22 protein-coding genes are annotated in these 18,889 nt (G+C 70.1%); 10 read left to right on the top strand and 12 right to left on the bottom strand.

The features are described from left to right. From AB0L65_RS54625 to AB0L65_RS54600, 6 genes are all read right to left on the bottom strand, one after another. The gene (locus AB0L65_RS54625; RefSeq protein ID WP_364264164.1) at nucleotides 1-351 is read right to left on the bottom strand and encodes a hypothetical protein; all 351 of its coding nucleotides are present in this window, start codon (nucleotides 349-351) and stop codon (nucleotides 1-3) included. A 68-nt stretch (nucleotides 352-419) separates the two neighbouring features. Beyond that, nucleotides 420-1,043, bottom strand: a complete 624-nt coding sequence (locus AB0L65_RS54620) for a GntR family transcriptional regulator (protein ID WP_364264161.1) — start codon at nucleotides 1,041-1,043, stop codon at nucleotides 420-422. Then, the gene (locus AB0L65_RS54615; protein WP_364264158.1) at nucleotides 1,040-1,930 is read right to left on the bottom strand and encodes an EamA family transporter; all 891 of its coding nucleotides are present in this window, start codon (nucleotides 1,928-1,930) and stop codon (nucleotides 1,040-1,042) included. The genes AB0L65_RS54620 and AB0L65_RS54615 overlap by 4 nt, the downstream gene beginning before the upstream one ends. Nucleotides 1,931-1,949: 19 nt before the next feature. Next, nucleotides 1,950-2,327, bottom strand: coding sequence for a hypothetical protein (locus AB0L65_RS54610; protein ID WP_350733494.1), 378 nt, complete (start codon nucleotides 2,325-2,327; stop codon nucleotides 1,950-1,952). 58 nt (nucleotides 2,328-2,385) lie between these two features. Further along, nucleotides 2,386-2,910 (bottom strand): GNAT family protein, encoded by a 525-nt coding sequence (locus AB0L65_RS54605; RefSeq protein ID WP_364264154.1) that lies wholly within the window; start codon nucleotides 2,908-2,910, stop codon nucleotides 2,386-2,388. Between the two features lie 35 nt (nucleotides 2,911-2,945). Beyond that, nucleotides 2,946-3,311: an MmcQ/YjbR family DNA-binding protein gene (locus AB0L65_RS54600; RefSeq protein ID WP_364264151.1), complete on the bottom strand. Its 366-nt coding sequence runs from the start codon at nucleotides 3,309-3,311 to the stop codon at nucleotides 2,946-2,948. A 68-nt stretch (nucleotides 3,312-3,379) separates the two neighbouring features. On the opposite strand from AB0L65_RS54600, the gene AB0L65_RS54595 reads away from it, so the two are divergent. Further along, nucleotides 3,380-4,003: a TetR/AcrR family transcriptional regulator gene (locus AB0L65_RS54595; protein WP_364264148.1), complete on the top strand. Its 624-nt coding sequence runs from the start codon at nucleotides 3,380-3,382 to the stop codon at nucleotides 4,001-4,003. On the opposite strand, the gene AB0L65_RS54590 is transcribed toward AB0L65_RS54595, so the two are convergent. Beyond that, nucleotides 3,994-4,413: a VOC family protein gene (locus tag AB0L65_RS54590; protein ID WP_350733487.1), complete on the bottom strand. Its 420-nt coding sequence runs from the start codon at nucleotides 4,411-4,413 to the stop codon at nucleotides 3,994-3,996. The two genes, AB0L65_RS54595 and AB0L65_RS54590, sit on opposite strands and share 10 nt — an antisense overlap. Nucleotides 4,414-4,507: 94 nt before the next feature. Further along, nucleotides 4,508-4,714: a hypothetical protein gene (locus AB0L65_RS54585; protein ID WP_364264144.1), complete on the bottom strand. Its 207-nt coding sequence runs from the start codon at nucleotides 4,712-4,714 to the stop codon at nucleotides 4,508-4,510. Between the two features lie 48 nt (nucleotides 4,715-4,762). Here AB0L65_RS54585 and AB0L65_RS54580 point away from each other — a divergent pair, with 48 nt between their 5' ends. Beyond that, nucleotides 4,763-7,606: a BTAD domain-containing putative transcriptional regulator gene (locus AB0L65_RS54580; protein ID WP_364264141.1), complete on the top strand. Its 2,844-nt coding sequence runs from the start codon at nucleotides 4,763-4,765 to the stop codon at nucleotides 7,604-7,606. Here AB0L65_RS54580 and AB0L65_RS54575 read toward each other — a convergent pair. Continuing rightward, nucleotides 7,536-8,831: a cytochrome P450 gene (locus tag AB0L65_RS54575; RefSeq protein ID WP_364264138.1), complete on the bottom strand. Its 1,296-nt coding sequence runs from the start codon at nucleotides 8,829-8,831 to the stop codon at nucleotides 7,536-7,538. The two genes, AB0L65_RS54580 and AB0L65_RS54575, sit on opposite strands and share 71 nt — an antisense overlap. A gap of 202 nt (nucleotides 8,832-9,033) precedes the next feature. On the opposite strand from AB0L65_RS54575, the gene uppS reads away from it, so the two are divergent. After that, a complete protein-coding gene (uppS, locus tag AB0L65_RS54570) occupies nucleotides 9,034-9,792 on the top strand; it encodes a polyprenyl diphosphate synthase (protein ID WP_364264135.1) in 759 nt (252 codons plus the stop codon). After that, on the top strand, nucleotides 9,789-11,192 hold the full coding sequence (locus AB0L65_RS54565; protein WP_364264132.1) for an oxygenase MpaB family protein: 1,404 nt from the start codon (nucleotides 9,789-9,791) through the stop codon (nucleotides 11,190-11,192). The genes uppS and AB0L65_RS54565 overlap by 4 nt, the downstream gene beginning before the upstream one ends. A gap of 6 nt (nucleotides 11,193-11,198) precedes the next feature. On the opposite strand, the gene AB0L65_RS54560 is transcribed toward AB0L65_RS54565, so the two are convergent. Further along, entirely contained in the window at nucleotides 11,199-12,047 is an 849-nt protein-coding gene (locus AB0L65_RS54560; protein WP_364264129.1) for an isocitrate lyase/phosphoenolpyruvate mutase family protein, read from the bottom strand. A 92-nt stretch (nucleotides 12,048-12,139) separates the two neighbouring features. Here AB0L65_RS54560 and AB0L65_RS54555 point away from each other — a divergent pair, with 92 nt between their 5' ends. After that, the gene (locus AB0L65_RS54555) at nucleotides 12,140-13,129 is read left to right on the top strand and encodes a DUF5937 family protein (RefSeq protein WP_364264126.1); all 990 of its coding nucleotides are present in this window, start codon (nucleotides 12,140-12,142) and stop codon (nucleotides 13,127-13,129) included. Between the two features lie 18 nt (nucleotides 13,130-13,147). Here AB0L65_RS54555 and AB0L65_RS54550 read toward each other — a convergent pair whose 3' ends face one another. After that, on the bottom strand, nucleotides 13,148-13,699 hold the full coding sequence (locus AB0L65_RS54550) for an XRE family transcriptional regulator (protein ID WP_364264123.1): 552 nt from the start codon (nucleotides 13,697-13,699) through the stop codon (nucleotides 13,148-13,150). A 105-nt stretch (nucleotides 13,700-13,804) separates the two neighbouring features. Here AB0L65_RS54550 and AB0L65_RS54545 point away from each other — a divergent pair, with 105 nt between their 5' ends. Then, entirely contained in the window at nucleotides 13,805-13,978 is a 174-nt protein-coding gene (locus tag AB0L65_RS54545; protein WP_364264120.1) for a hypothetical protein, read from the top strand. Further along, nucleotides 13,978-15,273 carry an MFS transporter gene (locus AB0L65_RS54540; RefSeq protein ID WP_364264117.1) on the top strand — a complete coding sequence of 432 codons (1,296 nt, stop codon included), beginning with the start codon at nucleotides 13,978-13,980 and terminating at the stop codon, nucleotides 15,271-15,273. Before AB0L65_RS54545 ends, AB0L65_RS54540 begins: the two co-directional genes overlap by 1 nt. Nucleotides 15,274-15,303: 30 nt before the next feature. On the opposite strand, the gene AB0L65_RS54535 is transcribed toward AB0L65_RS54540, so the two are convergent. Beyond that, nucleotides 15,304-16,008 (bottom strand): hypothetical protein, encoded by a 705-nt coding sequence (locus AB0L65_RS54535; RefSeq protein WP_364264114.1) that lies wholly within the window; start codon nucleotides 16,006-16,008, stop codon nucleotides 15,304-15,306. A 60-nt stretch (nucleotides 16,009-16,068) separates the two neighbouring features. On the opposite strand from AB0L65_RS54535, the gene AB0L65_RS54530 reads away from it, so the two are divergent. The 3 genes from AB0L65_RS54530 to AB0L65_RS54520 all read left to right on the top strand — a co-directional run bounded on the left by AB0L65_RS54530 (nucleotide 16,069) and on the right by AB0L65_RS54520 (nucleotide 18,520). Beyond that, the gene (locus tag AB0L65_RS54530) at nucleotides 16,069-16,794 is read left to right on the top strand and encodes a MerR family transcriptional regulator (RefSeq protein ID WP_364264111.1); all 726 of its coding nucleotides are present in this window, start codon (nucleotides 16,069-16,071) and stop codon (nucleotides 16,792-16,794) included. A gap of 283 nt (nucleotides 16,795-17,077) precedes the next feature. Then, nucleotides 17,078-17,437: a nuclear transport factor 2 family protein gene (locus AB0L65_RS54525; protein WP_364264108.1), complete on the top strand. Its 360-nt coding sequence runs from the start codon at nucleotides 17,078-17,080 to the stop codon at nucleotides 17,435-17,437. A gap of 342 nt (nucleotides 17,438-17,779) precedes the next feature. Further along, nucleotides 17,780-18,520 (top strand): polysaccharide lyase, encoded by a 741-nt coding sequence (locus AB0L65_RS54520; protein WP_364264105.1) that lies wholly within the window; start codon nucleotides 17,780-17,782, stop codon nucleotides 18,518-18,520. The last annotated feature ends 369 nt before the right edge of the window (nucleotides 18,521-18,889 follow it).

The following is an 18,889-nucleotide window of genomic DNA, read 5'->3' as shown; positions in this document are numbered from 1 at the left end:
CTAGTCGTACTCCAGATCCGGCAATGCGGACGGCGGGTCAGGACTGCGCCAGACGACCACAACCCCGTCATGCGCGGCGTCGGCGGCCAGGGCCAGCCGATCGAGGTCGAAGTCCGGCAGATAGCGCAGCCGAGCCAGGAAGGTGGCGTCCGTGGCCGAACGCGGCACGACACAACCGTCGCCGTCGCGGTCGAGCAGGATGTAGAGGACGTCCTCCCCGACTTCGGTGACGACACGGACCTCCACCACGTCCTCCCAGGCGAGAGCCTCGACGCTGCCGTCCGCGTAGTGACGGGTGACGCCCTCTTCCGTGACATATACGTAGGAGTCCGGCATCGGATTGCCGTGCATGGGCGCGATTCTTGCGAGTTCAGGGGCTGTCCCGCAAGGGTTCGCACACAATGGTGCGGTTGACCCCGTCAGTGACCGCCCCAGGAGTGGCTGAGATGCGCGGCCACCGCCGCCCTGGCCGCGTCCTCCGGGCCGTCGGCGATGGCGTCGAGCAGCTCGCGATGCTCGCGCACCAGGACGTCCCGGTCCGTGTAGACCTCCCGGAGCCGCACCGTCCCGAGCCGCGTCTCCGCGGCCAGGACTGCGTAGAGCCGTTCGAGCCGGGGGCTCCCCACGGCCTCGATCAGCGCCTGGTGCATCGCCATGTGCTCGGCCACGCACTCCGACCAGGGCGTGTCGGCGGGCAGGGCCGCCATCCGGTGCAGTGCGGCCTCCGCCCCGGGGACCCGCTGACCGGCCACGGCCTGCGCCATGAGGTCTTCGAGCGGTCTGCGCACGTACATGAGATCGTCGAGGTCCGAAAGCGTCACCTCGGGGACATAAGCGCTGCGGTTGCGCTCGCGTCTCAACAGCCCCTCGTGGACGAGGCTCGCCAGCGCTTCCCGCACGGTCGGCCTGGCCACGCCGTACGAGGCGGCGATCTCCTGCTCGGGCAGCGGGGTGCCGGGCGGGATCTCGCCGGACAGCACCCTGCTGCGCAGGGCGTCGGCGAGCGCGCCGACGGTGGAGACGGGTCTGAGCGGCAACGTCACGGCTGCGACTCTAGCTCCCTTTCCGGCACAAGCTCTTGGCCGCGTACTTTCTCCGGGATCGCCACGGCCACCAGGCTCAGCGCGAGGAGCACCAGGCCCGCGATCGAGATCGGGGCCAGCCGCTCGCCGAGCACCACCAGGCCGAGCAGCGCCGCGACGGCCGGCTCCGCCAGGGCCAGCGTGGCGGCCGTGGCCACCGGCGTGGTCCGCAGGCCCCTGCCGTACAGGAAGTAGGACAGGGCCGTGGTGCCGAGGCCCAGGTAGACGACGGCGAGCAGCCCGCGCGGCTCGACCGTCCAGGCGACGCCGTTCGCCAGCAGGACGGGCAGCATGATCAGTGCCGCGCCGCCGAACATGACCCCCATGACCGCGTTGGACTCGGCCCCGCGGCCGATCGCCCGGGCCGCCATGACCGCGTAGAAGGCGTAGACCAGGCCGCCGAGCAGCGCGAACAGCACTCCCGAGACCGTCTGCCCGCCGGCCTCGGCCCCGCCTCCCACGATGACCGCGGCGCACCCGCAGATGGCCGCCGCGGTCGCCGCGGCCCACCGCCCGCTCGGCCGGTGACCGTGCAGGATCCAGGAGAGCACCCCTGTGAAGACGGGCCCGCTCCCGATCGCCACCACGCTGCCGATGGCGACCCCCGTGCGGCCGATGGCGGCGAAGAAGCAGAGCTGGTACGCGGCCACCGCGACGGCGGCCAGCAGCAGGCTCGGCCTGATCGCCTTCCTGACGCCGGCTCCGGCCACGAGCGCGAGCACCGTCCCCCCGATGACCAGCCGCGCGGCGGCCAGCGCGACGGAGTCGGCGGAGACGAGCAGTCCTGCCGTCCCGGCCGTGCCCCAGAGCACGGAGGCAGCGACAACGGCGAGTGGTCCGTTTCTCATGACCACCATTGTCTGACAATTAGACAATTTCGTCCAGTTGCTGGTCGATCAGCCGCCCCGCCGGGGCCACCACCTCCCCCGCGTAGTCGTCCAGCACGGCCAGGGCGTCGTGGATGTCCGGCACGCTCTTGCGCGGGAGCTCGAACAGCGTCTCGTCCTCCGCGGTGATCGACCCCTCGATATGGAAGGCGCCGGCGGAGACGGCGATGGAGACCTCGAAGCGGACCTCGCGGCCATCGGGCAGCGTGAGGCCGGTGCCGACGCGGGCGCCCGCGGGCGGGAGGAAATAGGAGAAGGGCTCGCTTCTGGCGAACGGGTGACGTAATTCCGCGAGCATCCCTGACGCCCGGCTCAGGGCTTCCAGGAGACCGGCCGCGGCCAGACTCTCGCTGTCCACCAAGAAAGGGTAGATCAGCGGGGCGGTACGTGGCCAACGGGTCAGCTGTGCGTGACGGTCACAGAGCAGCAAGGAAGACGGCGATCGGGGGGTCGGTCGCCAGGCGGGCGTGGCGTTCGACGTCGTGGCGGACGCCGTCGTGACGGAGCTTGCCGCGTTCGATGCCCTCCGGCCGGAACCCGGCCTTCGTGGCGACCCGGCACGACGCCGGGTTGTTGACGCGATGCCCCAGCTCCAGCCGGTAGAGCCCCAGCTCGCCGAACGCCCACCGGGCCAGCTCCCCGGTGGCCGCCGCGGCGATGCCGCGCCCCCTGGCCTCGGGCAGGACCCAGTAGGACACCCAGCCGTTGTCCTGCTCGTCGAGGCGGGAGACCGCGACGTTTCCGACCACCTGCTCGCCCCCGGAGCCCCCGACCGTGACGGCGAACGCGTGGCCCACCCCCTGCCAGGCGGTGATCCACCCTGCGGCGTCCTTGAGCGTGACGACGGGCCAGGACGCCTGCGTCCGCAGGTCCGGAGCCCGGAAGGCCCTCAGCACGACCGGCGCGTCGTCCGCGCGCCACTCCCGCAACCGAACGTGCACAGCGCCCACAATGCCCGACATTACCCGTAATGCACCTATAACGCGCCCTGCCCGATTTGATGCTTGGCCTCGAACTCGGCCACCATCGCCTTCGGCGCGGTCAGGCACCAGGCCTCGGCCACCAGCTCGAACAGCTCGTCAGAGTCGATCTTGTCGAGGTGCACCACCACCCAGCCGAACCGCCCGGCCGTGAACTGCACCTCGAACACCTCGGGCCGCTCGGCCACCAGCGCGATCTGCTCCTCGATCGTGGCCTTGAGCCCGACGGTCTCGGTCGCCTCCCACAGATAGCCGAAGCCCTTGTCGCGGACCTTGAGGCCGATCCACTCGCCGCCGTGGCTCATGCGGACCCCGGGCAGCTCGTCCAGCAGCTGGAGGAACTCATCGACGCTCACACCCATGCCCGCCTGTCTACCAAACCCGACCGACAGTTCCGACCGCGGCGCCGGAGCCCACTAACGTGAGAGCGATGGCCGACACACGTACCAAACTGCTCGATGCCGCGCTGGAGACGCTCAAGGAGCACGGCATCGCCGGCGTCTCCGCCCGTACGATCGCCGCGGCGGCGGGTGTCAACCAGGCCCTCGTCTTCTACCACTTCGGCAGTGTCGACCAGCTCCTCGCGGCCGCCGTCGAGCACGGCTCCCAGCAGCGCATCGCCCTCTACCGCGCCCGCTTCGCCGCCGTCACCACCCTCCGCGAGCTCCTCGACCTCGGCCGCGCGCTGCACGCGGAGGAACGGGCGGAAGGCACCGTCGCCGCCCTCGCCCAGATCCTCGCGGGCGGCCAGACCGACCCCAAACTCGCACCGGCCACCACCACCGGCCTCAACCTGTGGATCGAGGAGGTCGAGCAGGCCCTGGGGAGGGTGCTGGCCAAGTCGCCGCTGGCGGAGTTCGTGGACGTGACGGGCCTGGCCAAGGCCACGGCGGCGGCGTTCGTGGGCCTGGAGCTCTACGAGGGGGTGGACCCGGACGGCGCGAACCAGGCGTTCGACGCCCTGGAGAGCCTGGCGGGCCTGGTGACGGCCCTGGAGGACATGGGCCCCCTCGTACGCCGCGCCGCCCGGGCCAAGCTCCGCCGTCACTCGTAGTAGCGCACCTCCAGCACGTTGCCGTCGGGGTCGGGGAAGAACATCGTCTCGGGGGCGATGCCCTGCGCGCCGAAGGAGTTGACGCCGGAGCCCGTGATCTCGACCCCGTGCCGCTTCAGCCTGACCTGCAGCTCGTCGAAATCCTCCTTTCCGACGGCCAGGCAGAAGTGATTGATCGGATGCCCGGCGCTGCCCTTGACCCCGGTGCCCTCGTCCACTCCCATGGAGGCGTCATACGCCATCAGGTCGAGGATGGTCTCGGCCGAGATCCGTACACTCGGAAACGCCGTCTTTCCCTCGCGAAACGCCTCGGCCCGCACCCCCGGCAGGCCGATAACCTGCTCGTAGAAATGCAGGGAATCGAGCTGGTCGGAGACCCAGCAGACGAGATGGTCCAGCCGCACGTCCATGCATACCTCCGCTTCTGCCGCCCGAATCCGCCTGTCCACCTGCGGTTCCATGGTTGGACGGTGATTCAGCGGCCGACACCGGCCTGCGCCGTACTCATTTCATAATGAAAGAGCCGGATGACAGCGAAGTAAACACGGCAGGTCCGGCGGCGACCGCACCGCGCCAATTGAGAAATGCGAATCCGGTGAGGATGTCGTCAGCAGCCGGCGAGGCGACCACCTCGACCCGCCCGCCCTCATGGAGGGCCGCGCCTGCCTGCCGTGACGCCAGGCCGGCTGATCGCCAAGGGACGGTGATCAAGCCTCGACTATCCTCACGTCGGGGAGCTGGTTCCGCTGGAGGTCGCCGGTGAGTTCTGAAGGTCTGACGCGGGCCAGGTTCCGCCTTCTCGGCCCGGTGGAGCTCCAGACCGAGACCGGACACGTCGTCCTGACCGGCAAGCAGGGGGCGTTGCTGACGATCCTGCTGCTGAGCGCCAACCGCGTGGTGTCCGTCCAGCGGCTGGCGGAGTCGCTGTGGGGCGAGCCGCTGCCGAATTCCCCTTCCTCCCGCGTCAGGATGCTGATCTCCGACCTCAGGAAGACGTGCGCCGCCGCGGGGGACGAGCTGATCCGTACGCAGCGGCCCGGGTACGTCGTGCGGCTGGCACCCGACCAGCTCGATCTGGCCAGGTTCCTCGACGGTGTGGCGCGGGCCCGCAAGGCGGCGACCGCAGGTGACCCGGAGACCGCGGTGACCCGCTACGACGAGGCGCTGGGCCTCTGGCACGGTGCGCCACTGGTGGGGATCGACGGCTCGTTCGTCCCGGCGGAAGTGGCCAGGCTCGAGGAGCTGCGGCTGGAAGCGGTGGAGGAGCGGGGCTCGGCCATGCTCGCGACGGGCAGGCACGCCGAAGCCGTCACCGAGCTCACCGCGGTCGTCGCGGACCATCCCCTGCGCGAGTCGGCACACGGTCAGCTCATGCTCGCGCTGCACCGCAGCGGCCGGCGCGCCGACGCCCTGGCGGTCTACCGGAGACTGCGCGAACGGATCAGCGAGGAGCTGGGGCTGGAGCCCGAACGCGAGCTGCAACAGCTCCACCAGCGGATCCTCACCTCCGACAGCACGCCGGAACCCCGGCCACGTCCGGTGCTCTCGCCGATCCCCCGGCAGTTGCCCGCTCCGCCACCGCACTTCGTCGGCCGCGAACGCGAACGCGCCGAGCTGGACCGCCTCGCCCGCGACCGGACCAGGAACAGCGTGGCCATCGCCACCATCAGCGCCACCGGGGGAATGGGGAAGACCTCGCTGGCCCTGCACTGGGCGCACGACAACAGCGACCTCTTCCCCGACGGCCAGCTCTACGTCAACCTCCACGGGTTCGACCCGGGCAGCGACCCCCTGCCGGCCCATGTGGCGCTGCGCCATTTCCTCGGCTCTCTCGGTGTCCCGGCGGCGGCCATTCCGGCCGGTGAGGAGGCCCAGGCCGGGCTCTACCGGTCGCTGGTCGCCGACCGCCGCCTGCTCGTCGTCCTCGACAACGCCCGCGACGTGGCACAGGTCGAGCCCCTGCTGCCCGGCAGCCCCGGCTGCGTCGTCGTGGTCACCAGCCGCAACCGCCTCCCTGGCCTGAACGCCACCCGCGGCGCGAGCCTGATCGGGCTGGACGCCCTCACGCCCGTCGAGACGCGCCGCCTGCTCGGCCGTCACCTGGGCGAATCGAGGATCGGCGCGGATCCCGACAGCGCGGCCGCCCTCGTGGAGCACAGCGGCGGCCTCCCCCTCGCGATCAGCGTGCTCTCCGCGCGCGCGGCCATGCACCCCGGCTTCCCCCTGTCGGTCCTCGCCGAGGAGCTGAGCAGCCCCGCGACCCGCCTCGACGCCCTGCAGACCGGCGACCTGAACGCGGACCTGCGGGCCGCTTTCACGTCCTCGTACGAGGCCCTCCACCCCGGCACCGCCCGGCTGTTCGCGCTGCTGGGACTGGCGCCGTGGCCGGACATCAGCCTGCGGTCGGCCGCCGCGCTCGCCGGCCTGCCCGCCTCCCGCACCAGGGTGTCGCTGCGGCGCCTCGAAGCCGCCAACCTGATCCAGCAGCACCGTCCCGGGCGGTATCGCACGCATGACCTGGTCCGCCTCTACTCCGCCGAACGCGCGCAGTCCGATCTGCCCGATCACGAGCGGGCGGAGGCGCTGACCCGCCTGGTCGACGCCTACGTGGTCACCGCGTGCGCCGGCGACCGGCTGCTGAACCCCAACCGTCCCTTCGCCGCGCGGATCTCCGGCGAGGCCGTGCGGGAGGAGTTCGAGGACGCCGCGTCGGCCTGGGCGTGGTTCGAGGACGAGCAGTCCAGCCTCATCGCCGTTCAGCGGCACGCCGAGAGGCTGGGCCTGGACGCGGCCGTCTGGCGGCTGGCCTGGGCGATGGACACATACCACAAGCGGTGCCAGCACGAGCTGCGCACCCGGTCTTGGGAGACGGCCCTGGCCGCCGCCGAGCGGCTGGGCCGGCCGGGCCCTCGGGCCTTCTCCCATTGGTATCTCGGGTACGCCTACGCGCAGGACTCCCGGGCCGACGACGGCCTGGAGCACCTGCTGCTCGCGTTCGAGCTGTTCGAGCAGGAGGAGGACCGCGCCGGGCAGGCGCACACCAGCCACACCCTCGGGTTCGCCTGGCTGGAGCGGGGCGCACCCGAGCGCGCGCTCCCGCACATCGAGAACGCCCTGCGCCTCCAGCGCGAACTCCGCGACCCCCTCTGGGAGGCCAACGCGCTCAGCGCCGCCGGCTGGTGCCACGCCAAGCTCGGCCACTACCCGCAGGCGCGGTCGTACTGCGAGCAGGCTCTGGAACTGTTCCAGAAGCACGAGGACCTGAACGGCGAATCCGCCACCCTCGACAGCCTCGGCTACATCGCCCACTGGGCCGGACAACATGACCAGGCGCTCGACCATTACGGCCGATGCCTCGAACTACGCGAGCAACTCGGCAACGCCTACCAGCGCGCCGACACCCTCGTCCGCATCGGCGACGTCCACCACGAAACGGGCCGGCCCGCCGCCGCCCGCGAAGCCTGGCAGCGAGCGCTCGATCTCTACCACAAGCAGCACCGCGCGGTCGAAGCCGGGAACGTCCAGGAGAAGATCAGGCGCCTTGCCGCACCGCCTTCCGCTCCAGCCGGACCCTCAGGTCACGCGGCACCAGCAGACCGCTGAAGTCGGGCACCATCGCCGTCTCCTGCGTCCGCGCCAGGTTCATGCCGCTGACCAGCCAGGCCGTCGCCAACGTCAGCTGCATCATGCCGAGCTGGGTCCCCACGCACACCCTCGGCCCGGCGCCGAACGGCAGGTAGGTGTGCCTGACGGGCGCGGCACGAGGCTCCAGCCACCGTTCCGGCACCAGCTGGTCGGGGTCGGACCACCAGCGCGGATCGCGATGCAGCCGATACAGGCTGAACAGCACCTGATCCCCCGTCTTGAGACGCCACCCGTCGAGCTCGGTCCCGTGACGTACGGTCCTGCCGATCAGCCAGGTCGGCGGCCACAGCCTGAGCACCTCCTTGACGAACGCCTCGGTGTACGGCAGGTCCCCCATGACCGGGACCTCGCCGGCCGACGCGGCCTCGGCCTCCAGCCGGGCCAGCACGTCGGGCCGCGTGCTGAGCTCGTACACGATCCAGGTGAGCGCGGCGGCCGGGACGCCCAGGGCGGCCAGCATGATCCCGCGCAGGAACCGCTCGATCTGCAGGTCGGACAGCTGCTGATCGCCCGGGGCGAGCAGCACGCCGAGGAGATCCTGGGCTGAGGACTCCCCGGCCTGCCGGCGGCGGCGCACGATGTCGGTCATGAGCGCCAGGAGCCGCTTGCGGGAGCGGGCGAAGCGCCGCACCTTGCGCGACGGCCACCACGGCGGGAGCTGCAGCGAGTCGCGCGACAGGGGGTCGATGGCCGCGACGTTCTCGGCCAGCGTCTCCGGCACGCCTTCCGCGTCCGCGCTCAGGCAGAAGTCGGCGGTCGCCCGGCCGAAGAAGTCGGCCATCGTGGCGAGCACGTCGATGTCCCCGTCATCGACGGTCTTGAGGAAGATCTCCCGCAGGCGTTCGGCGTGCGCCTGCGCGACCCTCCGGTGCAGCCCCTGCCAGCCGGCGCGGCGGGTCGTCGTCCACAGCTCGGCGTCGGCCGCCATCCGCTCGGTGTCCGTGTTTCCCGCCAGCGGCGAATTCTCGGCAAGGAAGTCTCGGTTGGTCCTGGTGAGCAACGCATGCACCTGATCCGGTGAGGACACCACGATGGTGCGGGCGTCGAACGAGAAGACGTCCCCGTATTCATGGTGACACCGTTCCAGGAAACCGTTCCTGTCCCGGTCGTACTCCTCGGTGTTGCCGAACAACCAGTGCCCTCGGGGCCCGGGGGGCCGCTCCGAACCAGGTGCGTGCGTCACTCGTCGGGCCCCTCTTAGTTGAAGAAGTTCCAGTAGGTGTACATGCCTCCCATGCGGACCCGGCCCACGAGGCGGACGGCTGCGTGTCGGATGTGCTTCATGCGTAACCTCCGTAGCGCGACTGACGTCACTGACCACGATCGATCACGGGGCGCATGATCTCCGCATGAAACCCGCCTGCCCGTCGCCGTCACCATGGGTAATGGTAGAGTTACGGTCAGCTATGGAAGTCGTCAGCGGATTGCCGCGTCACGTGGCTTGTGTGATGGACGGAAACGGGCGGTGGGCCGCGCAGCGATCGCTGCCGCGCACCGCGGGCCACGAGGCGGCGGAGGCCGCCGTCATGGACATCATCGAGGAGGCGCGTTCGGCCGGCATCAGATGGTTGAGCCTGTACGCCTTCTCCACCGAAAACTGGCGCAGGCCGGCGGGCGAGGTCGACATCCTGATGAGGCTCGTGCGCCGGGCCGTCCGCAAGCACGCGCCGGCGTTGCACGCGCGGGGCGTCCGGTGCAGGTTCCTGGGCATGTCCGATCCGCGGATCCCACCGGCCCTGGTCCGGGACATCACCGACCTGATGACGCTCACCGGCGACAACAGGCAGATGACGCTGACGGTCGCCTTCGATCATGGGGGGCGGCGCGACATCGTGGAGGCCGCCCGCTCGCTGATCCGCGCCGACGTGCCGGCCGAGCAGGTCACCGAGGCCACCTTCGCCCGGCATCTCCCCTACTCCGACACGCCGGACGTGGACCTGGTCATCCGCACCTCCGGAGAGCAACGCATCTCCAACTTCATGCTCTGGCAAGTGGCCTACGCCGAGTGGGTCTTCCCTCAGGTGCTGTGGCCGGACTTCCGCGCGACCCACCTCTGGGAATGCCTTGACGCCTACCGGTCGCGCCAGCGCCGGTTCGGCGATGTCCGCCAGTCGACCGCCGCCACGGGAGAGGAATCTCAATGAGCCAGAGCACCGCCGACGCCTTCGGGCCGGACTCGATGCTGCGCCGCCTCGTCAACGACGCACGGTGGGGCCTCGCGGTGACCCGCGCCACGGTTCTGGAGGCCGCGCATCCGCAGATCGGCGCCGCGTTGATCGAAAACTCGACGTTCGTGGCGCATCCGTGGCGGCGGCTGCGCAACACCTTGGTGAGCATGCAGCGCGTGCTCGACCCCGACCAGCACGTTCGCACCCGGGAGGCGACCCGCCTCAACCGCCTGCACGCCCGCATGTCGGGCACCGACCCCCAAGGCCGCCCCTACGACGGAAAGGACGCCGAGGCCCGCGCCTGGGTGGTGGCGACCCTGTTCGAATCGACGGTGACGATGTACCGGCTGAGCGGCGAGTCGCTCGACGGACCCGCGCTCGAACGGCTCTACGCCGAGTTCCGTGCGTTCCTGGCCCTGATCGAGGGCGACAGCGACCGGCTCCCCGCGACGGTGCGGGAGTTCTGGTCCTACTACGACGACATGATCGACCACCGCCTGGAGAGCACCGAGGCCGTGCGCGTCATCCTCTACCGGCTCTTCGCCAACGTGCCCGCACCGCCCCTGCTGCGCAACCATCCCGCGGTGTGGGTCGCGGGCCGGACCGTGGCGGGCCCCGTAGCCGCCGCGATCACCATCGCGTCGCTGCCGGAGTCCTTCTGCCGGCGGGTCGCCCTGCCCGACCTCCCGGGGGCGCGGACGCTCATGCACGGGGCGTACCTCACCGCCGGAATCGCCACCCGCGTGCTCCCGGACGGCTGGGTGGACGTCAACTCGCTCGTGAGCCTGCTGGATCCCGGCCACGACGGTGGTTCCGGGCCCTGGCAGACCGTACGCCGCAAGGCCGGCCAGGCCGCGGCCATGGTCAGGCTCATCACCCCGGCCCCCGACGACGTCAACCCGACCACCCGCTCGGCCGACCGGTTCTTCACCGAGGTCCTGGACCAGACGGGCGACGGCTACCTCACCTGGCCTGACCTGGCGGCCATGGCAAGAGAGCTCGCCACCCGGCTCGACCTGGACGAACAGGACGAGGAGCGGCTCTACAACGCCTATGCCATCTGGTGGCGGGAGTTGCAGACCAATCTCGACACCGACGGCGACGGGCGCGTCACACGACAGGAATACGCCGCCTCGGCCGTCTCGCTGCCCGGCTCAGGGCTGATCAAGGTCGCCGACGTGCTGTTCGACGTCACCGACGGCGACGACGACCAGGCGATCGACGCGCAGGAGTTCCAGAACTTGTTCCGCACGGCCTTCCACCGCGATCTGGCCGGCGGGGCCGACGCCTACTCGCGCGGCGCTTTCGTCAGGCAGTTCCTGTCCTTCATGTCAGGGCAGCGGCACTCGGTCGCGTACGACTCCCTCCTGTCCTAGCTTCGATCAACGACGGAACAGGACGTCGAGTTCGCTGAAGTCCAGCGAGCCGTCCAGCGCCGTGAGACCTCCCGTGCCGAGCAGCTCCGCGGCGGCTCTCCGGGTCGCGGCGTACGCGGCCTGGGCCAGAGCGGTGCCCAGGCTGACCCTGCGTACCCCGGCCTGCGCGAGCTCGGTGACACTCGGCCCACCCGCGACGGCCATCGCGTTGACCGGCAGCGGCGATGCCGCGCAGAGGGTGTTCAGCGCGTCCAGGTCGAGCAGGCCCGGAACGAAGATGCCGTCGGCTCCCGCCTCCGCGTAGGCCTCCGTCCGCTCCAGCACCTCGCCCAGCCGCCCGTCCGGTGCACCGATCCCGAACAGGAAGACGTCGGTACGGGCGTTGACGAACAGCTCCGGCAGAGCCGCGGCGGCCGCGGCCTCCCTGGCGGCGCGCAGCCTGGCACTCTGCTCGGCCACGTCGAACAGGGGACCGCCGACGGCCGCGGAGTCCTCCAGATTGACACCCACCGCCCCGGCCTCGACGACCGCCCGCACGGTCGCGGCGACATCCGCCGGATCCGGCCCGTACCCTCCCTCCACGTCGACCGTCACCGGCACGTCGACGGAGTCCACGATGCGCCGCGCGGCCTCCACCATCTCGCCCCGGCCGAGCCGCTGCCCGTCCCCGCGGCCCAGCGACCACGAGACGCCACCGCTGGTCGTGGCGATCGCCGTGGCGCCGGCCGCGGCGATGACGGCCGCACTGGCGGCGTCCCAGGCGTTGGGCAGCACCAGCACGGGCTCGGCGCTCAGGGCGCGGAACAGCCGCGCCTTCCGCTGAGTCGCGGCATCGACGGAGGAGGAGATGTACATGACTGCCTTTCGCGTTGTCCTGCTTCCGGGATACTGCTGGGCAGAGGGTCGAGGATCCACTGATTAAGCTGAGACCGAATCATGGAGGAAGCATGAAGGCGCGGCTCGCCTTCTCGGTGAACGATCTGGCCGAGACCCGGTTCGCCGTCTCACCCATGTGGGAAGTCGTCACCAGCGTCAGAGCGCTGGCCGCCGCGGTCGTGCCGCGCCCGCACCGCAACTGGGCCGACCAGGTACGCCCCCGGCTCGCCGCCGCGGGCCTCGATCGCGGCTGGCTGGCCGACATGATCCCGCCCAGCGGCCACCTCCCCGACTTCCTCAACCCGGCGCCGACGACAACCTCTCCCGGCCTTGCCGACGAGCTGGCCGCCATCGAGGCCACCGACCCCGAGCAGGTACGGCAGGACGTCGATCGCCTGGCCGCCGAGCGCGACGGCGCTCTGTCCTCCCGGCTGCGGAGCCTCCACCGCAGCCCGCAGAGCTGCCTGCCCCGGATCGTGGCGGAGATCGAGGTCTACTGGGGGCTGGCGATAGCGCCCTACTGGGCCAGGATCCGCTCGGTCCTGGAGGCGGACATCTTCCACCGGGGGCGCCAGGTGGCCGAGCAGGGTACGGCCCAGGCGCTGGACGAGCTGCACCACACGGTGCGCTGGGCCGGCGGCAGCCTCCACCTGGTAGAGCGGCACTGCCCCATCACCAGGATCGAGACCGAAGCCGGGCTGCTCCTGGTGCCGTCGGTCTTCGCCTGGCCGCGGGTGCTGACCCGCTCCGTCGCGTCCGAACCACCGCAGCTGGCCTACCCGGCGCGCGGGATCGGCCTGTTGTGGGAGCGCCGGACACATGCGCACATGGAAGCCCTCGCCGCCGTGATCGGCCGGTCCCGGGCGTTGATCCTGGCCGAACTGGACACCCCTGCCTCAACCACCGAACTCGCGCAGCGGTCGGGCCTGTCCGCGGCGGGCGTCTCCCAGCACCTCACCGCCCTGCGGGCCGCCGGCCTGACCAGCACCCACCGAGCGGGCCGTTCGGTCCTCTACGCCCGCACCGGCCTCGCCGACGCCCTGCTCACCGCGCAGGCGTGAAAACCCTGCGCTCCCGCGTCAGCGCTGTGTGGTGCGGAGGTGGATGCGTTCGCCCTGCTTTCCGAAGAGGCTGAGCACTTCGACGCTGCCACGCCCGGCGGCGCCGAACCAGTGCGGAATCTGGCAGTCGAACTCGGCCGCTTCGCCCGCTCCCATGATGAAGTCGTGGTCAGCCAGTCTCACGCGGAGCCGGCCGCGCAGCACGTAGAGCCATTCGTAGCCTGCGTGGGTCCGCAGGTGGGGCTGTTCGTCGTGCGCCGGAATGGTCATCTTGTACGCGCGTGGTTCGCCCTGATGCCGCGACAACGGGATCAGCACCCGGCCGTCTTTCCCGGTGGGCCGCTGCGGCACGCGCGGATCGAGAATCCGGGGTGCGGCGACGATCTCGTCGAGGGGGATGCCCAGCGCCGCGGTGATCGGAAGGAGCAGCTCAAGGCTCGGTTTGCGCTGAGCTGATTCGAGCCGGGACAACGTGCTGGTCGAGATGCCGGTGGCGCGCGCGAGGTCGGCCAGGCTGACGCCCTTCTTCTCGCGGGCGCGTCGCAGCCGAGGGGCGATCTGCTCGATCACCCCGCTGACGCTCGGTTGCCGTTCCACGGGACGCAGTCAATCAATGTGTCCCGGAATCGGCAACGAAGTTTGTCGATTCCGGGCCGGCCTCCCGATCCTCTTCGCATGAACGCAACAACGGATTCGACGCCATGGGACGCGATCGTCATCGGCGGCGGGGCCGCCGGGCTCTGGGCGGCCGGGAACGTGGTCACCCCCTGGGCGCAGGTCGTCACCGCCATCGGCATGACCGCCTGGCTGCTGGAACGGGAGCTGTCCGCTGCCGTGGGTGCGATCTGATGGGCGGTATCACCGCGCCCGCGGAGACGTCCCGGAACACTCCCTCCGACAGGTTGCCCGCCGGCGTGTACCTGCTCGCTCTCAGCCTGTTCGCGATGGGAAGCGCCGAGTTCCTGCTGGCCGGCGTACTGCCTGCCGTGGCCGCCGATCTGGACGTCACACTCTCTTCGGCCGGATTCCTGATCACTGCGTTCGCACTGGGTGTCGTGATCGGCGGGCCGCCGTTCGCCATGCTGAGTCTGCATTGGCCTCGCCGTACCGCGTTGGTGGCGACCCAGGGCCTCTTCGCCGCCGGCGTCGTCGTCGGACTGCTGGGCGACTACCAGGTCCTGCTGCTGACGAGGGTGGTTTCGGGGATCGCCTACGCGGGCTTCTTCGCCGTCGCGTCGGTGACCGCGATCAGCCTGGTGACACCGGGCCGGAACGCCCGCGCCTCCGGAGTCGTGGTCAGCGGGCTCAGCGCGGCAATGGTCGTCGGCGGTCCCGCCGGCACGCTGCTCAGCCACTTCGTCCATTGGCGCGGCGGCTTCTGGGCCGTCGTCGCCCTGACGGCCGCCGGGGTCGTCGGCTGCCTCCTCGGACTCCCCGCCACCACCCCGGACACCCGCCGGCCCAGCATCTCGCGAGAGCTCACCACGATGCGGAAACCGATGCTCTGGAGCATGTACGCGATCACGATCCTGACCACCGCGGCGTACATGATCACGTTCAACTACCTGAGCGCCATGCTCGCCGAGATCACCGCCATCCCCGAGGTCTGGATCCCGGCGATCCTCGCGCTCTTCGGGGTCGGCGCCTTCGTCGGCCTGTCCATCGGCGGCCGCGTCTCCGACCGGCGCCCCCACCTCGCACTCCTCACCGGAGCAGCCGCGATCGTGATCCTTTCAGTCGTGTTGGCGGTCGTGATCCAGCAGGTCTGGGCGGTGGTGCCCACGGTCTTCCTGATCGGCGTCGCCGCGTTCGTACTGAACCCCGCCGTCTACGGACGCGTCTTCGCCATCGCAGCCGGCGCGCCGACCCTCGCCGGCGCCACCACCGTGTCGGCATTCCAGCTCGGCATCAGCATCACCCCCCTGTTCGCGGCCGCCTCACTCACACGAGGGGCCGCTCTCACATCGGTCTGCCTGATCGGGGCCGGCCTCGCCGCGACCGCCGTACCGTTCATCCTCCTGGACCGGACGCGGCAGGCCCGCTCGACGCGACGCGCGGTGGCGGACCCAAGCTCAGCCGCCATCCGTTCGGCTCACGACGAGGTCACCACGGCCCGGGCGGATCCTGACAGGGACCACCGGTGACCATCTCCGCTCCCCCACGGACCTCGCGGCCTATTGAGGCTCGGACTGGTAACCAAGAGCGGCAACGACCGCATACTGCCTGCGCAGATACCGCCGGCCCAGGACCCCGTACCAGATCATGACGGGCAGGTGGAGAGCATACCCGAGCTGTTCCAGTGCCCCCGTAGGGCCGGCGGTCCCGGTCGTCCACGGAAGCACGACCGAGGCCAGGCCGCTGAGTGCGGCGATCAGGCCGGTGACACGAAGCCCGGCGGGCATCGGGATGCCCACCGCGCCGGCGGCGGTGGCGGCGACCCACAGCAGCCCGGCCAGATTGACCGCCCATTTGGCGGTGAGCAGGACGGCCAAGGCCACTGTGGCGGCCGCCGGGGCGGTCGGGCGGGCGGCCAGCTGGGTCAGTGCCAGGTTTCCGGCGTCATGAAGCAGGCCGGCCAGCCCGGCGGCGGCCAGCAGGCCACCGGCGAGCGTCACCAGATACGGTCTTGACGTCTCGGCCGGGCGAGCGGCCATCACCAGCCCGGCCGCGGTCAGTGCCAGCCAGCCCAGCACGTCGAAGGCCAGCTCGGTCAGGTGCAGCCCGACCTGCTCGCGTACCGCGTCCAGCGCGGCACCGGGGTCGGACGGATTCAGGGTCAACCCCGATGGCACCACGATGGCCGTTCCGGCGATCATGGCTATCAGCGAGGTCAACAGCAGCACACCGGTGAGCCGGCGCCGAGGGTTCGGATCGGTCATGGACCGTGACGGTAGAACCCTGACGCTGGGACAAAGTCAACATGCCAGGAGGGGGACGCCATGTGGCGGATCGGGCAACTGGCGCGCATGGCCGGCGTATCCGAACGGACCCTGCGCCACTACGACAAGATCGGGCTGCTGCTTCCCGCCGCGGTCGACCGTGCCACCGGCTACCGCTGGTACGGCGTGGCCGAGCTGTCCCGGCTCGAACGCATCCGCGGGCTGCAGCGCCTCGGCCTGCCGCTGCGCCAGATCGCCGATCTGCTGGACGCTCCCGAGGCACAGGTGCGGCAGGCGCTCACCGAGATCGTGGCGAACATCAGGCGTGACATCGCCGCGCTGGCCGCGACCGCGGCTCACGCCGAGGACCACCTCGCCGTGCCGATGTCGATCCTGCCTCAGCAGACCGCGGTGGACTCGCGTCGACTCCGCGTCCGCCGCATGCGCCTCGACCATCCCGCCGAACTGGCCGCTGTCTGCCCGGCGCCACCGGCGGCCCTGCTGACCTGGCTTCGCGGGCGGCCGACGGGCGGGTTCGCCGCCGCGGTGACCACCGACGGCGCCGGCGAGCAGCTCTTCCTGCCTGCCCGCACCGTCGTACGGGCCGTCGTTCCGCCCTCGGCAGGGGTGGTCCGCGCCGGGCAGGACCTCTTCGGCTGGCTGCACCGCCACCGCCTGGAGGTCACCGGCCCCACCGTGGAGGAGCATCTCATCGACGCCGACGGCGCTCACGCCATCGTCCTTGAGGTAACCGTGAACTCACGGCGGTGCATCCGCGCCGCTTGACCGTTCCCCGCTCATCCGGCGACCGCCGTGGTCGGCACCGCGCCGCTCTCCCCGGGCGGCGGCGGGACCGGGTCCTCCTGGTAGCCCTCCGCCTGGGTGCGGAAGAGCCCGCGCGCAGCTCCCGCAGCCGGTCGTGGACCGCCGCCTCGGCCACCGCGTCGAGGCCGGAGCTGGGCTCGTCCAAGATCATCAGATCACGGCCCTGGCGCATCTGTACCTGTCAGAGGACGTCAGGTACGGCTGGCAGCATGGGCCGCACATCTCGCGAAAAGGAGTTGGCTGGATGAGCGGCATCGAGAAGACCCTGGTAGAACTCGAGCAGCGGATGCTGGACGCGGACGCTGCCTATGACGAGACATTTTTCGAGGAGTACTGCGCCGACGACTTCGTAGCCATGGGACATTACGGAATCGTGTCCAGGCAGCAGGTTCTCGACATGTACGTCAAGGGGAGCGGCAATCCGGAACGGTACAACCGAGCACACGATGTCGTGGTCAAGCCACTCGGCGACGCGGGAGCCGTGGTGGCCTACAAACTGACGAGCACCATCGGCGATGAGACGTCGTCATGGCATGCGTCGACGGTCTATCGCCGCACCTCCGAGGGCTGGCGCGTCGTCCTCCTCCACCAGACACCCATGTAGGGTGCGGCACACGGTCTTAGACGGGGACCACCTGCACTGCTTTCCCGCCCCTACGTATCTCTACGCGTCGCCGGACGTCAGCCCAACGGGGCGAGCGACGCCTGTGCCCCGCTGGTAGCGGATCTCCCAGTCGGCAGCCGGCGGTGGCATCCAGCGGCTTGTGGATCGCGCTCCCTCTTCTCAGCCAGGCCACGCGTCGGACCGTCCGGCGAGCTGCCACTTGCGACGTCCTGCCGAAAGGGCTCGCCGCGCCACAGGCAAGGCAAATATTTTAAGTACCTTTACTAATAATTTCACGCGTGTGATACTCGCCTCCCAGCAACCCTCACAGAAGAGGATCACATGCGCCGACGAATGATCACCGTCATCATCGTTGCCTTGTGCGCGGTCCCCGCCCTGGCTCCGGCAGGCTCGGCGACCGCCGCCGAAGTGTTCTTCCAGGACACCGGAACTCTGACCGGCTGGAGCAACTACCCACAGGAGCCCCAGAAGCAAGGCGTGATCCGTACGGTCAGCAGCCCTGTGTACAAGGGGACCACCGCCATCGAGGCGCAGCAGACGTACGTCGACGAGGGCGGCGGGTACCACTCTGAGACCGTCCAGAGCCGGACCCAGGCCGTGGGCCAGGACCGCTACTACGGACAGGCCATCTACCTGCCGCCGAACTGGCAGTTCCACAACCAGAACGTCACCTTCCAGCAGTGGTCGCCAGAGGACCCGGAGGGGCCCTGGGAGCTGATGTTCGTCCAGAACGACGAACTCCGGATCGGCGGCTCGGGCGGCTTCGCGGCCACACTCGACAAGATCACAAACCTTCGTGGCACGTGGATCAGGATCGTCACCCGCCTGAAGTTCCACAGCACCGCGGGAGCCTTCGAGGTCTGGGTCAACGGGCGGAAGGTGTGGAGCAGGACCGGCGTCGCAGTGCTGCCCAAGACATCGCAGACGATCCGCTGGTCGTCAGGCATCTACTGCACCGCTTGGCGGAACGGGACGCCCGCCGGCCCGCGCGTACTGTCGATCTATCACGACCACGCCAGGATCGCCTCCTCCTACTCCTCGGCAGAGCCCGCCAACTGGTGACACAGCGACGCCTCGCCATGCCCGGCCCGGGGGCCAGGAGCTGAGCGCGACCGACCCCCGGGCGTCAGCGACGATCGCGGCCCATCAGCACCGAATCAGACCTCCGACCAATATGCAGCACCATCCGTCGCATATTTCAGGACATATCCCGAGGGCGTATGCGAAACCTGCGCTGCTAGCAGGGCATACGTGGTGAGTCTTGATGGATTTTGTAGGTTTCTTATCTATTAATCGCCTCTTGACGATGAGAAACACCCAATGTTAACTGCGCGTGACATGCCACTTCCTAACCCCCCAAAAGGTGAGCATGGTGAAGAGGTTGTTACGCTCCCTCCCCCTGGCAGCGCTCCTCAGCGCGTTGCTGTCCGG

Source organism: Nonomuraea sp. NPDC052116 (assembly GCF_040680035.1).
GTDB classification, from domain to species: domain Bacteria; phylum Actinomycetota; class Actinomycetes; order Streptosporangiales; family Streptosporangiaceae; genus Nonomuraea; species Nonomuraea angiospora_A.
Note: the sequence above shows the minus strand (reverse complement) of the source record. Positions and strands in the feature narration are given on the sequence as shown.